Below are 14,427 nucleotides of genomic sequence, written 5' to 3'. Positions count from 1 at the left end.
TAAAATTTAGCAATACACATGAGGAGCTGTTTATGATAAATACCGAAAAACAATTAATGAGCTTGGTTAACGCTGCGCAGGTCCTAACCTCAACACTCGATATAGACCAAGTGTTAGAAAAACTTATTAGTGAAGTACTCCATGTGATTAAAGGTGCTGATGCAGGTGTGCTGTTTATGTTAAATACAGAAACAAATCGTTTAATTGCTAAGCATGCTATTGGTTATGATCTAGCTTACTTGAAGAAAATTCACCTTGCCTCAAATGAAGGGATGACTGGAAAAGTATTCTCTCAAAAAAAGGCATTTAGATTCCACTCTAGCGATGATGTAACTGAAAACATGGCCGATTTATTTCCACAGTATGAAGAAAACTATACAAAAGCAGTCGGTGATTTTACTTACCCGAAAAGTGCTGTTTGTGCTCCGCTTCTTGATAAAAGTAATTCATGTATAGGCGTGTTAACGATTGTTAACTTTTCAGGAGATACACAGTTTGAGAATAGTGATTTAACAATGCTACAAGCATTTGCAAATCAGTCCTCGATTGCCATCGAAAACGCAAAATTATTTACTCAAAATGAGCGTTCTAAACGTATTTATAATGCTTTAACACGTGTCTCTTTAACACGAGGCCGACTAAACGAAATGATTGATACACTCGCTTCCTTACTAGGACAGTCTGTAGCTATTATCACTGATTTTTACGATTTACTTGTCGCATCTTCTTCAACAGCAAAGCTTGCAACCGAAATTTTAAAAGAGCAAGAATCAGAGCATCTTCATACAGTTGTTCAGCAGTGCGTGCGACATCAAGTACATATACCCATCAACCATGAAATGTATGTAAGCTATTTGTTTCCCATCCATATAGAGCGGGGTGTTATAGGAATACTGTTGATTGTTATGGATCACCATTTACAGATGGATCCTCTAGATTTATTCGCAGTAGAACAGGCAAGTGCTCTTTTCGCCTTACAATTAGCAGAGGAGGAAAAGGAGCTTGAAATTTCTTTTAAATATGATGGTTATTTGTTACAACAGCTACTAAACTTGAATTTTAATGCCTTTTATAAACGCCAAGAAGCCCAACAAGCTACCCATTATTTATGTGCTACTCTACAGCTTGAAGGAAGTAAGTATGGTGTTGCTCAAACTAAAAAAAAGCAGCAACAATTTAGTAAGCTGCTCTATCGTTTAACACGTTTATTTTCCTTACCAGTTTTCATCTCAGAACATGATTCGCACTACCATTTTTTATTTATGAACAATCTAAGAGAACCAGTTGAACAATTTAAAGAAAGCATTCAACATTTCTTCAAGCTCCTCGATCAGGATTCTAAAAAGTACAATTCACTTTCGTTTATGGTTGGCCTTGGGAGACACTTCGACTCAATTGAAAATATCTCCAGTTCTTACCGGGACTCAAAAAAGTGCATAGACTATTTACAAACACTCGAACAAGCACCGTTCATTTTATCCTACGATAAGCTTGGACCTTACACCCTTTTCTTAAATAACGACCCACAGGAAATGGCAGAATATGTAGAGATGAAACTTGGACCCATTATCAAATATGACAAACAGCATAAAACTGATTTGTTATATACATTAAAGGTATTTTTCGAGAATAATCAGAATCGCAAACAAACAGCCGAGGCATGCTTTGTACACCTAAACACCATCAAATATAGACTTCAGACAATTTTTTCATTGATAGAAATTGATGAACAAAACGGGAAAACTATGTTTGAATTAAATCTCGCAATCTATATGCTTTCCTACTTACAGAACGCAAAGTTGGCCAAAACAGACAAAGTGTAGTTCTTATCTTTGTCTGTTTTTACATAGTATTTTATTAGTATTCATTGTTATACTAAACCATACTTGTTGAATTTTCAGAATATTTGTATTAAGCAAGGGGGGCTTAACAGGAATGGAAATGTGGAGTTTGTTTACGATTATTGCTTCACTGGCTTTATTAATTTTTCTAGCACTACGTGGTTTCAGTATCATTATTATTGCGCCAATTGCCAGTTTAATCGTCATCATTTTAAATCAAATGCCTATTTTAGATTCACTACAGGACAACTATATGAGCGGGTTCATAAACTTTATGAAAAATTACTACCTCATCTTCTTATTTGCCGCAATTTTCGGTAAATTTATGGATGATAGTGGCGCTGCTCGTGCAATAGCAGAAAAACTTTTAAATATTATGGGACGTCATAGTAAATTTAACGCGCTAATGGCAGTCGTCATCATTTGTGCTTTTTTAACATTAGGTGGCATTAATACATACGTTGTTATTTTCGCTATTTTACCAATTGCTAAGCCATTATTTAAAGCTATGAATATACCTTGGCATCTATTTACAGGAGCATTTTTCTTTGGCATGGCAACCTTTACGATGACTATGCTTCCTGGTTCACCATCTGTACAAAACATTATCCCAACGAAATATTTAGGTACAACAGCTACTGCAGCACCGGTTGTTGGGATTGTTGCTACGATTACTATTATTCTTTTTAATTGCTTCTATTTAAAACGTCAATTGTCTAAATCTGAGGCGCGTGGTGAAACTTATGAAAATATGAAAAATCCAGAAAAACAGGATTCAAAAGCTTTTGAGGCAAGCGAGAGAAAATTACCACCTTTTATCTTAAGTATTTTGCCACCAATCTTCTTAATTGTTACATTAAACGTCTTTAAAGTAGATATTCTCTACACATTAATGCTTACAGTACTTGTTTCCATCATTATCTTTTGGAAATACATAGACAACAAATTACAAGCAATTAATGTAGGAGCAACAAATACCGTTTTACCTATCGTCAATACAAGCGCTGATGTTGGTTACGGCACCGTTATTGCAGCGACAGCTGGTTTTGGGGTAATAACAGAAATGCTGGCCAACATACCAGGAAGTCCTTTAATTTCTCTTTATGTCGCTATTGCGGCACTTGCAGGGATTACCGGTACTGCCTCTGGTGGACTTGGAATTGCGATGGAAACACTGGCTCAAACTTATTTAGATCTAGGTATTAATCCAGAGGCACTTCATCGCATTGCGACAATTGCCTCCGGTAGTTTAGATTCATTACCACACAATGGTGCCGTTATTACTGTACTGGCAGTTATAGGTTTAACACATAAAGATGCCTACAAACATATATTTTTCGTTTCAGTAATTGGGCCTCTTGTGGCGGCAATTCCTGCATTAATTGCTGCGATCTTAATTTATTCGTAAATATTAATTAAACAGTAGGAGATGAACAAACATGAAAGTCTCACTTTTCGCAACATGTTTAGTAGATATGTTTCAAACAAATGTGGGCAAAGCAACTGTAGAACTTCTAGAACATCTTGGCTGTGAAGTCATATTTCCAAAAGGGCAAATTTGCTGCGGGCAACCTGCCTACAACTCCGGCTATGTTAAAGAAGCAAAGGAAGCAATGAAAAACATGATAACAGCATTTGATAATGCTGAATATATTGTCTGTCCTTCTGGTTCTTGTGCTTATATGTTCCGCGAATATGAAAAAGTTTTTGCAGACGATGCTCAATGGTCGGCTCGTGCAAAAAGATTGGCTAACAAAACTTATGAATTAACACAATTTATCGTAGAGGTTCTTGGCATTACAGACGTGGGTGCTAGTTTCAATGGAAATGTGACCTATCATATGTCCTGCCATATGACACGTTTACTTGGTGTAAAAAGCGCGCCTTTCACATTACTAGACAATGTGAAAGGTTTGACGTATACAGAGCTACCTAACAAAACAACTTGCTGTGGTTTCGGTGGTACATTCTCGGTTAAAATGACACCTATTTCTGAGCAAATGGTTGATGAAAAGGTGCAGCATATTATTGAAACAGGTGCCACTTATTTAGTTGGCGCAGATGAAGGCTGTTTAATGAATATTCGCGGTCGTGCGGAACGATTAGGTGCACATATACAAGTACTTCATATAGCTGAAATTTTAAATTCTCGAAAAGCGGAGGTGCGTGCATAATGCCAATGAAGGTCGGCAATGAATCTTTTAATAATCGTGTTGGAGAAGGCATACAAAATACCTTTATGCGTAGTGCCGTTTCAGGTGCACAAGACCGATTAGAAACAAATCGTCAATTGGCTACCGAGGAGCTTGGTAATTGGGAGGAATGGCGTTCCCTAGGTGAAGAGATTCGTCAGCATGTACTTGCAAACCTAGATTACTATTTAACACAGCTAAGTGAACAGGTCGCTGCACGTGGTGGTCACGTTTTCTTTGCAGCCACTGCGGAAGAAGCCCAAGTCTATATCGCTGAAGTCGCTAATAAAAAGCAAGCCAAAAAAATCGTTAAATCAAAGTCAATGGTAACAGAAGAAATTGACTTAAATCATTATTTAGAGGAGCATGTTGGCTGCCGTGTCATCGAAACTGATTTAGGAGAATACATTTTACAGCTCGACAACGACTTGCCTTCACATATTGTCGCACCCGCTTTACACCGTAAGAAGGAACAGGTACAGGAAAGCTTCCAACGTCATCATCACTATGAAGGCTCTGAACGTCCCGAGGAACTAACAAAACACGCACGAAAAATGTTACGTGATGATTATTTAACTGCGGATATCGGAATTACGGGCTGTAATTTCGCAGTTGCCGAAACTGGCTCTGTTTGCATCGTAACAAATGAAGGAAATGCTGATTTATCGACAGCATTACCAAAAACACAAATTACAGTAATGGGTATGGAAAGGCTTGTTCCAACGTTTGAAGAGCTAGAAGTACTAGTCAATATGCTAACAAGAAGTGCAGTAGGTCAAAAACTGCCTAGTTACGTAACTGTATTAAGCGGTCCTCGTCAAGAAGGTGATGTAGATGGCCCAGAAGAATTTCATTTAGTTATTGTTGATAATGGGCGATCCGAAATTTTAGGCAGTGAATTCCAAGCAATTTTACAGTGTATTCGTTGTGGTGCATGTGCTAATATTTGCCCTGTTTATCGTCATGTAGGCGGTCATTCATACGGTTCTATTTACTCTGGACCTGTTGGGGCTGTCTTATCTCCATTGCTTGGAGGATATGATGAATATAAGGAACTACCATTTGCTTCAACACTTTGTGGGGCTTGTACTGATGTTTGTCCAGTAAAAATTCCGCTACATGAGTTACTTCATAAGCATCGACAAACCATTGTGGAAAAGGAAGGTCGTGCTCCAGTATCTGAACGCTTCCTTATGTCTATTTTCGGTATTGGCTCCTCATCAAGCGGTATGTATAAATTCGGATCTAAAGTTGCATCAAGTGTTTTAAAACCATTAACAAAAAATGAGCAACTATCAAAAGGCATTGGCCCATTAAAAAATTGGACAGATATTCGTGAATTTCCTGCACCTAAAAAAGAACGCTTCCGTGACTGGTTCGAAAATCGACAAAAAGGAGATGATTAAGGGATGGTAGGCACAATTCAAAATCGCGAGACATTTATCCGTCAATTATCTTCTAGACTTCAACGTTCAGCTATACCAACACATGTGGAACGTCCTCAATGGCGCCATACACCGCAGCATAAAACGTTACAAAACTTATCTCAGAATGAGCTATTGGGCGTCTTACAAAAACAATGCACACGCATCAATACGAACTGCGTTGTGACATCTGCTACTGATTTAGCTACGACACTAGAAAAAGTTATTGACGATTATGATGGTGGTCCCATTATGACTTGGCAGGATGAACGATTTGACGCTTATGGTCTGACAGCGCTGTTTTCAGATACATTATCTAAAAAACAAATCGAACTGCACACTTGGGATCCGACAACTGGCAGGGACAATATAGCACTAGTAGAGAAAGCAAATATCGGAATTACAATTAGTGATATCACACTGGCGGAATCCGGTACAGCTGTACTTTTTAGCAATCCAAATCACGGTCGAACTGTTAGTTTCTTACCTACAAAATCCATCATTTTAATGCCAAAAAGCTCCATCGTACCTCGAATGACGCAGGCCGCTGTACAAATTCGAGAGCGTCTACAAAATGGTGAAACGCTTGCTTCTTGCGTTAATTTTATTTCCGGACCTAGTAACTCTGCCGATATTGAAATGATTTTAGTTGTCGGTGTTCACGGCCCTATGTACATGACCTACATCATTATTGATGATTTATAGAAAAAGAGGCGTATCGTTTTACGCCTCTACTTCACTTCAAACCAAGTTTGACTGTGACCATTCATTGTTTTTTCGACATGTAGAACTGCGGGCATTGTAGCTTTTAATTCTGCAACGTGTGATATGACACCAATCATGCGTCCAGAATCTTGTAAATCAATAAGCGTATCAATCGCCTTATTCAATGCTTCTTCATCGAGAGAACCAAAGCCTTCATCAATAAACATCGTTTCTATGCGGATATTCCCCTGAAAGCTTTGAATGACGTCTGCCATACCAAGAGCAAGACTTAAAGATGCATTAAACTTTTCTCCACCTGATAATGTTTTCACATCTCGTAATTGATCCGTATAGGCATCATATACATCTAACCCAAGCCCACTTTGCTTAGCATGCTTTTCTAAACGATCTGAACGTCGTAGCTCAAATTGGCCATTGGATAAATGGTGTAGACGGATGTTTGCTGCCTCTGTAATTTTATCTAAATAATTGATTTGAATATAACGCTCAAAGGACAGCTTTTTCGCATTCTGTCCATTTAACATTGCATAGAGCTCCTTCACTCGTCCTGCCTCTTTTTCAAGTAAGCGTATCTCTTGCTCCGCTTCCTCTACCTTTTCGATAAAGTCTGCGCAAGCTTGCGCAAATCCTTCCATCTGCTGCAAAACTTTAAAAGCTTCCTCATATGTTACACGAAGCATCTCTACCTTTTCTTCCATTACCGTTAAATCTTGTTTCTCTTGTCCTTTAAGATGCTTTTCTCCCTCGGTAATTTGTACCTGCAACGTATTTATTTGCAGAGCGTAATCACTACAAGCCTTCCGTAAAGTCTCTATTTGTAACACGCTACGCTTCGCCACAGCATACTCTTCATAGCTTTCAAAACCTGCTTCCTTCATACTTACTGAAAATTGCTCACGCTTTTCATCCATTTTCAGTTTTAATTCTTCGTAAGCTTGTTTAGTTATTTCTAGGGTCATTCTAGCATTATTTGTTGCTTCTTTGGCCGACTGTAAATTTTGCTGACTAGCATGCCAATCAGTTTGTAAAGCCACCTTGTGTGAACCTATATCGACAATCGCCTGCTTTAATGATTGTAACGTCTTAAGATTTTCTGGAATATGCTTTTGTTGCTCTTCCACAATTGCTTGTTGCTTTGTAAATTCCTTCGTCTTTTCAGCTAAATACTGCTCTAGCTTTATTTGCTTTTCTTGTAGCTGCTCCATTCGTGCACGATAATCCTTTTGTTGCATACGTACATTAACTAATTGATTGCTCACTACTTTTAAAATTGTAATTTGTTGCTCTATATTTTGTAAGGAAGCTACAATTTGCGCTTGATTCGCTTGATCAATCTCATTAGACGCTAACTGCTCTTGCGCCTCTTGTAAAAGTTGCTTTGTAGAATTTAATAAAGCTTCTTTCTCTAAAAACTTGCGCTCATCAGTAGCCGCCTTTACTCGTAAAACTTCTACTTGTGCTAATTCGATCATCTCTAATTGTTCGCGATGTGTTTCAAGATGTGTTGTACTACCACACACTGGGCAAGGCTCCCCGCCCTTCAACTGCTGCGCTAAAATACTTGCCTGACTTGCAATCCATTGCTGCTCTAGCTGTTGAAGAGCCTGCTTACTTTCTTGATAGTGGGCGTTAGTAATGATTACTTCGTGCTCCGCAGTCTCAACTGCTCTAGTGTATTTTTCAACTTGCGCTAGTAATGATACTTGCTCTTTTAGCTTCGGTAGCTGTTCTAAATACCCCTCATATGGCTCCAATTGTGTTTCATATTGCTCCATTGTTGTTGTTAGTTGCTGAAATTGCCTTTGTTCTTTTTCTACGATTGTACTATTATCGTCTACGGCTCGTTTTGCTGTTACAACATATTGTTCAGCGATTTGCATTTGCTGAACGTTTTTCTCATAGGCCTCAAACTTCGGCAATAATGCTTGTAGCTGTAATTCCTGTTGTAAAACTTGCTGACGTTCAGGCTCTTTCGCCTCTTCAATGGTAAATTTCTCTTGTGCTATTTTTAACTGAGCTTCTGCGTTTTGCTGTTCGATCATTGTTTGCTGATAGGATTGTTCTTTACGATTTTGCTCGGCACGTAAGTCGATGCATTGTTGCTCAAGTATGAGGAGACGCTCCGCTTGCTCTGCCAATGCAATTTCACGTTCTTTTGCACTATATATCTCTTGTTCTTGTAGCAATGCCTGCAGACGATTCTGACGATTGATTTGCTCGTCAAATTGTTCATTGAGTGTTTTCGCCATACTATAATATTCTTGTTCTTTTTGATGATGCGCATAAGCTTCTTTATAGCGCTGCTGTTCTACTTGTATACATTCAGTATAATAGACCTGCTCCTCATCTAGAGCTTTCTTCAGCTGATGCATATTTTCGGTATTATTATTAATACAAGTAAATAAAGATGACGAACGCTGTGGTAAAGCCCCTGCAATTTGGCCAAGAAGGTGCTCCTTTAATTGTTTAGCACGCAGCAAATCACTTTCAGCTTCTTTTCGTTTCGCATCAAGTCTTTTTGTCATAGCACCAAAGCGGTCCGTTTTAAAAATTTTGCGTAAAATCACTTCTTTATTTGTAGAATCCGAGGTTAATAGCTTGCGAAATTCACCTTGCGGCAGCATCACAATTTGGCTAAACTGATCTTTTGTTAGACCTATTATTTCTTGTAGCTTTTTATCTACCTCAAGCGTTTGTTGCTTTTCTACAATACTAAAATCAAGTTTGTCTTCTTTAATTTCAGCCAGTTCAATTTTCTTTCCAGTAACACTTTTATTTTTGGCTTTAATATGCCCCGGCTGACGTAAAATTTGATAAACCTTACCATGCATTTCAAAGATGAGTTCTACAGCAGTATACACATCATCATCTGCAAATCCACTTCGTAGCATAGCAGTATCCTGACGATCCTCACCGCTACCCGCTCCATAAAGTGCAAAGCATATAGCATCAAAAATTGTCGTTTTCCCCGCACCTGTTTTTCCGGAAATCGCAAATAAACGATGGTCACCGAGCTGTTGAAAATCAATCACTTCTGTGTTTTTATATGGACCGAATGCAGTAATCGTTAACTTTAATGGCTTCATTTTACTGTCTCTCGCTCCTCATCTAATAATTCCTGCAGCATCTCTGTAAATAGACGCTCTGTATCTTGATCTGGCTGTACACCAATTATATCTTTAAAAAATGATCGCAATAAATTGATGTCTTCTACCTTTTCCGTCTCAACCGCTTGAATTTCATGTTGAACTTCTTGGCGTAATGCTTTACGCTCAACATGCATTGCATGAGGAAACACTGTCCGGATACGTTCCATCGGCGAAGCTACTGACGTCGTATCTGTTAAGCGGACAAATACATAATCATCACTTGGTGATAATTTCAATAAATCATCCATTAAACCCTCTACGACACGTAAATCTCGTCTCGGTACGAGCTTTCGTTTTGTTACAGCGAGATCTCCTTGTGCATCTAGCTCAACGATTAAAAAACCCTTCTCATGTAAGTGCTCAGATAATGAATACTTCAATGGAGAGCCAGCATAGCGAATCGTGTCATTCAATACAAAATGCGCTTTATGTAAATGCCCAAGCGCCGTGTAGTTGAAAGGCTTAAATAACGCTGCATTTATACAATCCGAACCTCCTATTGATAGAGGACGCTCAGAATCACTAGTATTCGCTTCTTCCTCACCATACTTCGTTACAAAGGCATGTCCAACAAAAACATTACGCTTTGTCGTATCCATACTTTGTACAATATGATCGATTATTTTTTCCATCGCATCTTGATGAGATCGAATGGAATCATCATCTAAAATAGTCCTTACTGAAGCTGGCTCTGCATATGGTACGAGATGAAAATGTACTTCACCATTCGCATCATGTAAAACGATCGGTGCATGATCTTTCGTAAATTGACCTTTAATATGTAAGCCACTATCGCTCATTAAACTACTGCCAAAGTTCAATCGACCTGCGCTATCATGGTTCCCGGCAACTGCTAACACCGGAATTTTCTTCTCAAGTACAATTTCCGCCACAATATCGTTTAGTAAATTCACTGCCTCTATAGGGGGCATCGAACGGTCATATAAATCACCTGCTATAATGATTACATCCGGCTTTTCCTCATCAATAGCTTGCATAAATTGCTGTAAAATATAATGCTGATCCTCCGTCATGTATACGCCTTGTACAAGCTTCCCTAAATGCCAATCTGCTGTATGAAATATTTTCATTCTTTGCGCCTCCTGTCTATCTCATTTTATCATGGCTGATAGATTGATTGGTTTTCCTTTTATTAGTTTAAAAATTATAATTAGGCTCCTTGCCATACTGTGGGGAACTGAGGTGTCGGGGGAACTGTCGCTCTTAGGGTTCTTTCCGTCGCTTCGGCGATTCCTTCCGTCGTTCTATGGGGTCTTTCCGTCACACCGACAATTCTTTCCGTCGCTTCGACAATTCTTTCCGTCGCTTCGGTTCTTTCCGTCACTTTGAGGGTTCCTTTCGTCGCTTCGGCGATTCCTTCCGTCGTTCTGTGGGGTCTTTCCGTCGCTTCGACAATTCTTTCCGTCGCTTCGGCTCTTTCCGTCGCTTTGAGGGTTCTTTCCGTCGCTTCGGCGATTCCTTCCGTCGTTCTATGGGGTCTTTCCGTCACACCGACAATTCTTTCCGTCGCTTCGACTCTTTCCGTCGCTTTGAGGGTTCCTTCCGTCGCTTCGGCGATTCCTTCCGTCGTTCCAGAGGTTCTTTCCGTCACTCCATCGATTCTATCCGTCGTCCTGAGATTCTATCCATCACTTTTATCGATTTACATAAAAAAGAGCATCATTGCCGATGCCCTATTGTAAATATTTAATATTGAAATGTTCTTTATGATAGAATTGCTCTAACCTTTTCCATAAAAGCAGCATATCCAGTAAAACCTTGAATGATGCTTGCAGCAGGACTTGGTTGTTCTTTTTCTTTTTCTTTTTCTTTTTCTTTTTCTTTTTCTTGTTCTTTTTTCTGCTCAGCCTTCTCTTGCTGCTCTAAAATCTGCTCAAATGATATCGGGTTTGGCTTCGGCAATTCATTTGAAGAAATAGCTAGTGCGTTACTGCCACTATATTCATGTAAAAATGCATTAGCCATTTGACGATAGCCTTCAAAATTTGGATGTACATCAGAGATATTAGGTAAAAGGTTCGTCGCGTTTAACCCGAAAGCATCATAGACGTTTACAAAAGTTGCACCAGCATGCTCTGCCTGTTGCTGTAAAATCGTATTTAGCTTGATGAGCTGTGCATTTGTGCCTTCTTTCTGCGTAGCGTGCACATTGGGATAGGCAAAATAATAGCCCATGACAAAGATCTTTGCTTTAGGCGCTCGCACTTTCAATTCCTCTAAAATTTCTACCATATTTTTTCTGACAATATTTAATGCATAATCTGTTTGTAGCTGTGAAAAGGCTAATGTGCCCGCAGTCGGGTTGACCTGTACGAGACGTAGTAAATCATTGGCACCTGCCGAAACAGTGATAAGCGTTGCATTGGCTAATAAATCACTTGCTTCCTCTGATTTTACTCGTTTCAAAACATCAGCTGTAGTGAAACCTGGGAAAGCGAGCTCCTTCGTATAGAAACTCAATTGCCCAGTCATCCCTAATCTCATGGCGATTAAATCACTATAGCCTGTATCAATCTGTCGATAAGGTGTTTGACCAGCCGCCAATGAATCGCCAATTGACAGGTAGTTTTCACTCTGAGCAAAAGCAGATGAAACACCAAATACCATCGTAAGTACAACTGTACCAATTAAGCTTAGTAATCGTTTCATCTGCTCAACTCCTGTCCTTTACTTAAAATGCCCAGCTACCTTTGCGGAAAATTGGCTCTACAGTTCCATCTGGTAAAATACCATCAATGTCCATTTCACCACTGCCAATCATAAAGTCCTCATGTGTTACTGAAATATTTGCTCCTAATGCTTCAAGCTGTCCATTTTCCAAATCTCTTCCACCCTCCAAGCAAGTTGGATAAGCTTCGCCAATCGCTAAATGGTTCGATGCATTTTCATCAAATAACGTGTTAAAATATAAAATTTCTGATGCTGAAATTGGTGATTCATGTGGTACAAGTGCTACCTCACCTAAATAGCAAGAACCTTCATCTACATGAATAAGCTCCTGTAATAAATCATGTCCTACCTGTGCTTCAGCCTTAATAATTTCGCCTTCTTCAAATGTCAGTTTAAAGCCATCAATAATATTCCCTTGATAAACTAATGGTTTTGAATTGCTGACATAACCATTTACACCTTGCTTCAGCGGTAACGTATAAACCTCTTCCGTTGGCATATTAGCAATAAAGACCGTATCATCTGGCGTTTTACTACCTCCAGTAAGCCATTTATGCTGTGGCGCTAACGCAATTGTTAAATCAGTGCCTGGTGCTGTATAGTGAAGCTTCGCGTATTTTTTACTATTTAGTAGGGCTGCACGAGATTCTAAATTCTTTACATGTTCACGCCAGTTTTCAACAGCGTTCCCATCACCGATACGAACCGTTTTAAAAATAGCTTCCCATAGTGCTGGTACTTGTTTTTCAACACCTAAGTTCGGGAATACTTTCGCTGCCCATTTAGGAGAAGGTACAGCAACAATCGACCAAGCTATTAGATCCTTCATTACGGCGTTGCGATAGTTTTTCAGTGCAGCTCCTGATACCTTTTGATGTGTTGCTAGACGGTCTGCTGGAATACCTGCTAATTTATCAGGATCTGCAGCATCAATCCATAATAGCGCCCCTTTACGTTCAATCAGCTCATCACGCATTTTAACTACCCATTCAGGGAAACGATTAAATTCCTCATCTGAGGCATGCTCAAAATAAGCACGATCCATTTCATCATCTGATAAGTTTACATGGACACGACCTGCTCCAGCCTTATAAGCCTCTTTCACAACTAAACGTGCAAAGTCCAGTGCTTCCACTGATGTATTGACTAATAAGTATTGCCCTGGCTGAATATTGACACCAACTTTTACTGCAAGCTCTGCGTATGCTTGTAATTTTTCTTCAAAAGTCATATTATTTCCCTCGCTTCTGTCCAATTGTTTTTGAATTACCTTCCACTAGACTGCTATCGTGCCATATTTTTTGCACAGGCTTGCCAGGAATTTCTCTTGTCCATTTTTTATACGTTTTTTCATCACGATAAGATAATAATGTCAATACTTCTCCATCTGCTCCAGCACGACCTGTGCGGCCAGAACGATGCAAATATTGTTCAATTGTTCGTGGGACATCGACATGAATAACATGTGTTAAACCTGCAATATCTAAACCACGTGCAGCAATATCTGTCGCAATTAAAATACGCGCCTCTCCTTTACGGAAAGCATCTAACGCTTTTTTACGTTCTTCTTTTTTCATGTCAGAGTGTAATGTCACAATCGGTGCAGAGCGGTATTGTAATTTCGTTTCTTTCATCAGCAATTGATCAATATTGTTGACGAAAGCTAATGCACGTAATCCTTCCGTATGCGATAGTCGGCGTAGGAAATCGGTTTTATCTCGCTCCTCCACTTTCACGAAAGAGTGTACAACTTTACCAACCTTTAACATATCTTCAGGCTTAATTTTGAAGCGTACTGGCTCGAACATCATGCGACTAGCCACTAGTTCAATTTCCTCGGTAATTGTTGCAGAAACAACAACTACTTGACGCCCAAATGCTGAACCTTCGATAAAGGATTTTACGACAACACGATATTCACGACTAAGTAACTGATCACACTCATCTAAAATGACTGTTTCAATTTCTTTTAGCTTTAATTTTCCAGCACGCGCTAACTCATTTAATCGACCAGGTGTTCCTACAACGATTGTCGGTTTTTTCTTTAACTTTTCGATTTGACGTGCAGAGTTTGCACCACCAATTAGTTGTTGAACTGTAATATCAGAACCTGCTGTCCATTCACGGATAACCTCTACAATTTGCATTGCTAGCTCCTGTGATGGGGCTACGATAAGTCCTTGTGTTTGTTTTTTTGAGCCGTTTACTTTATTTAGTAAAGGCAGTACATAAGCTAAAGTCTTACCCGATCCTGTCGGCGATTCAGCTACAATATCTTTGCCCTCAAGCATTGCTGGAATCATTTCTTCTTGAATTTTCATCGGTTCTTCAAATTTCCATTTTGCTTGTAAATCTTCATTTAATAAATTTATTACTGACATGTAATTTCCCACCTTCTATCTGC

Annotated in this window: 11 protein-coding genes; 6 read left to right on the top strand and 5 right to left on the bottom strand. The window is 39.2% G+C overall.

The genetic code is table 11. The features are described from left to right. Positions 1-32: 32 nt before the first annotated feature. The 5 genes from ACB089_RS02775 to ACB089_RS02755 all read left to right on the top strand — a co-directional run bounded on the left by ACB089_RS02775 (position 33) and on the right by ACB089_RS02755 (position 6,162). A complete protein-coding gene (locus ACB089_RS02775) occupies positions 33-1,823 on the top strand; it encodes a helix-turn-helix domain-containing protein (protein ID WP_374965229.1) in 1,791 nt (596 codons plus the stop codon). Between the two features lie 112 nt (positions 1,824-1,935). After that, on the top strand, positions 1,936-3,249 hold the full coding sequence (locus ACB089_RS02770) for a GntP family permease (RefSeq protein WP_374965228.1): 1,314 nt from the start codon (positions 1,936-1,938) through the stop codon (positions 3,247-3,249). A gap of 31 nt (positions 3,250-3,280) precedes the next feature. Next, the gene (locus tag ACB089_RS02765; protein WP_374965227.1) at positions 3,281-4,015 is read left to right on the top strand and encodes a (Fe-S)-binding protein; all 735 of its coding nucleotides are present in this window, start codon (positions 3,281-3,283) and stop codon (positions 4,013-4,015) included. Further along, positions 4,015-5,439, top strand: coding sequence for a LutB/LldF family L-lactate oxidation iron-sulfur protein (locus ACB089_RS02760; RefSeq protein ID WP_374965226.1), 1,425 nt, complete (start codon positions 4,015-4,017; stop codon positions 5,437-5,439). Before ACB089_RS02765 ends, ACB089_RS02760 begins: the two co-directional genes overlap by 1 nt. Positions 5,440-5,442: 3 nt before the next feature. Then, positions 5,443-6,162 (top strand): lactate utilization protein C, encoded by a 720-nt coding sequence (locus ACB089_RS02755; protein ID WP_374965225.1) that lies wholly within the window; start codon positions 5,443-5,445, stop codon positions 6,160-6,162. Between the two features lie 26 nt (positions 6,163-6,188). On the opposite strand, the gene ACB089_RS02750 is transcribed toward ACB089_RS02755, so the two are convergent. Both ACB089_RS02750 and ACB089_RS02745 read right to left on the bottom strand, forming a co-directional pair. Next, positions 6,189-9,269, bottom strand: a complete 3,081-nt coding sequence (locus ACB089_RS02750; protein ID WP_374965224.1) for an AAA family ATPase — start codon at positions 9,267-9,269, stop codon at positions 6,189-6,191. After that, positions 9,266-10,423: an exonuclease SbcCD subunit D gene (locus tag ACB089_RS02745; RefSeq protein ID WP_374965223.1), complete on the bottom strand. Its 1,158-nt coding sequence runs from the start codon at positions 10,421-10,423 to the stop codon at positions 9,266-9,268. The genes ACB089_RS02750 and ACB089_RS02745 overlap by 4 nt, the downstream gene beginning before the upstream one ends. 176 nt (positions 10,424-10,599) lie before the next feature. On the opposite strand from ACB089_RS02745, the gene ACB089_RS02740 reads away from it, so the two are divergent. Beyond that, a complete protein-coding gene (locus tag ACB089_RS02740; protein ID WP_374965222.1) occupies positions 10,600-11,043 on the top strand; it encodes a hypothetical protein in 444 nt (147 codons plus the stop codon). Positions 11,044-11,057: 14 nt separating this feature from the next. On the opposite strand, the gene ACB089_RS02735 is transcribed toward ACB089_RS02740, so the two are convergent. The 3 genes from ACB089_RS02735 to ACB089_RS02725 are packed head-to-tail and all read right to left on the bottom strand — an operon-like array spanning position 11,058 to position 14,404. Further along, the gene (locus tag ACB089_RS02735) at positions 11,058-12,002 is read right to left on the bottom strand and encodes an SGNH/GDSL hydrolase family protein (protein WP_374965221.1); all 945 of its coding nucleotides are present in this window, start codon (positions 12,000-12,002) and stop codon (positions 11,058-11,060) included. 22 nt (positions 12,003-12,024) lie between these two features. Then, on the bottom strand, positions 12,025-13,254 hold the full coding sequence (locus ACB089_RS02730; RefSeq protein ID WP_374965220.1) for an aminopeptidase: 1,230 nt from the start codon (positions 13,252-13,254) through the stop codon (positions 12,025-12,027). Position 13,255: 1 nt separating this feature from the next. After that, on the bottom strand, positions 13,256-14,404 hold the full coding sequence (locus ACB089_RS02725) for a DEAD/DEAH box helicase (protein WP_374965219.1): 1,149 nt from the start codon (positions 14,402-14,404) through the stop codon (positions 13,256-13,258). Between the last annotated feature and the right edge of the window lie 23 nt (positions 14,405-14,427).

It is taken from the genome of Lysinibacillus sp. RS10 (assembly GCF_041956855.1).
Taxonomy (GTDB): domain Bacteria; phylum Bacillota; class Bacilli; order Bacillales_A; family Planococcaceae; genus Lysinibacillus; species Lysinibacillus xylanilyticus_A.
Note: the sequence above shows the minus strand (reverse complement) of the source record. Positions and strands in the feature narration are given on the sequence as shown.

What these genes read in the sequence shown, in the direction of transcription:
- ACB089_RS02765 (WP_374965227.1), top strand. Translation starts at nt 3,281, where the DNA reads ATGAAAGTCTCACTTTTCGCAACATGTTTAGTAGATATGTTTCAAACA.
- ACB089_RS02735 (WP_374965221.1), bottom strand. Translation starts at nt 12,002, where the DNA reads ATGAAACGATTACTAAGCTTAATTGGTACAGTTGTACTTACGATGGTA.
- ACB089_RS02760 (WP_374965226.1), top strand. Translation starts at nt 4,015, where the DNA reads ATGCCAATGAAGGTCGGCAATGAATCTTTTAATAATCGTGTTGGAGAA.
- ACB089_RS02750 (WP_374965224.1), bottom strand. Translation starts at nt 9,269, where the DNA reads ATGAAGCCATTAAAGTTAACGATTACTGCATTCGGTCCATATAAAAAC.
- ACB089_RS02770 (WP_374965228.1), top strand. Translation starts at nt 1,936, where the DNA reads ATGGAAATGTGGAGTTTGTTTACGATTATTGCTTCACTGGCTTTATTA.
- ACB089_RS02755 (WP_374965225.1), top strand. Translation starts at nt 5,443, where the DNA reads ATGGTAGGCACAATTCAAAATCGCGAGACATTTATCCGTCAATTATCT.
- ACB089_RS02740 (WP_374965222.1), top strand. Translation starts at nt 10,600, where the DNA reads ATGGGGTCTTTCCGTCACACCGACAATTCTTTCCGTCGCTTCGACAAT.
- ACB089_RS02775 (WP_374965229.1), top strand. Translation starts at nt 33, where the DNA reads ATGATAAATACCGAAAAACAATTAATGAGCTTGGTTAACGCTGCGCAG.
- ACB089_RS02725 (WP_374965219.1), bottom strand. Translation starts at nt 14,404, where the DNA reads ATGTCAGTAATAAATTTATTAAATGAAGATTTACAAGCAAAATGGAAA.
- ACB089_RS02745 (WP_374965223.1), bottom strand. Translation starts at nt 10,423, where the DNA reads ATGAAAATATTTCATACAGCAGATTGGCATTTAGGGAAGCTTGTACAA.
- ACB089_RS02730 (WP_374965220.1), bottom strand. Translation starts at nt 13,254, where the DNA reads ATGACTTTTGAAGAAAAATTACAAGCATACGCAGAGCTTGCAGTAAAA.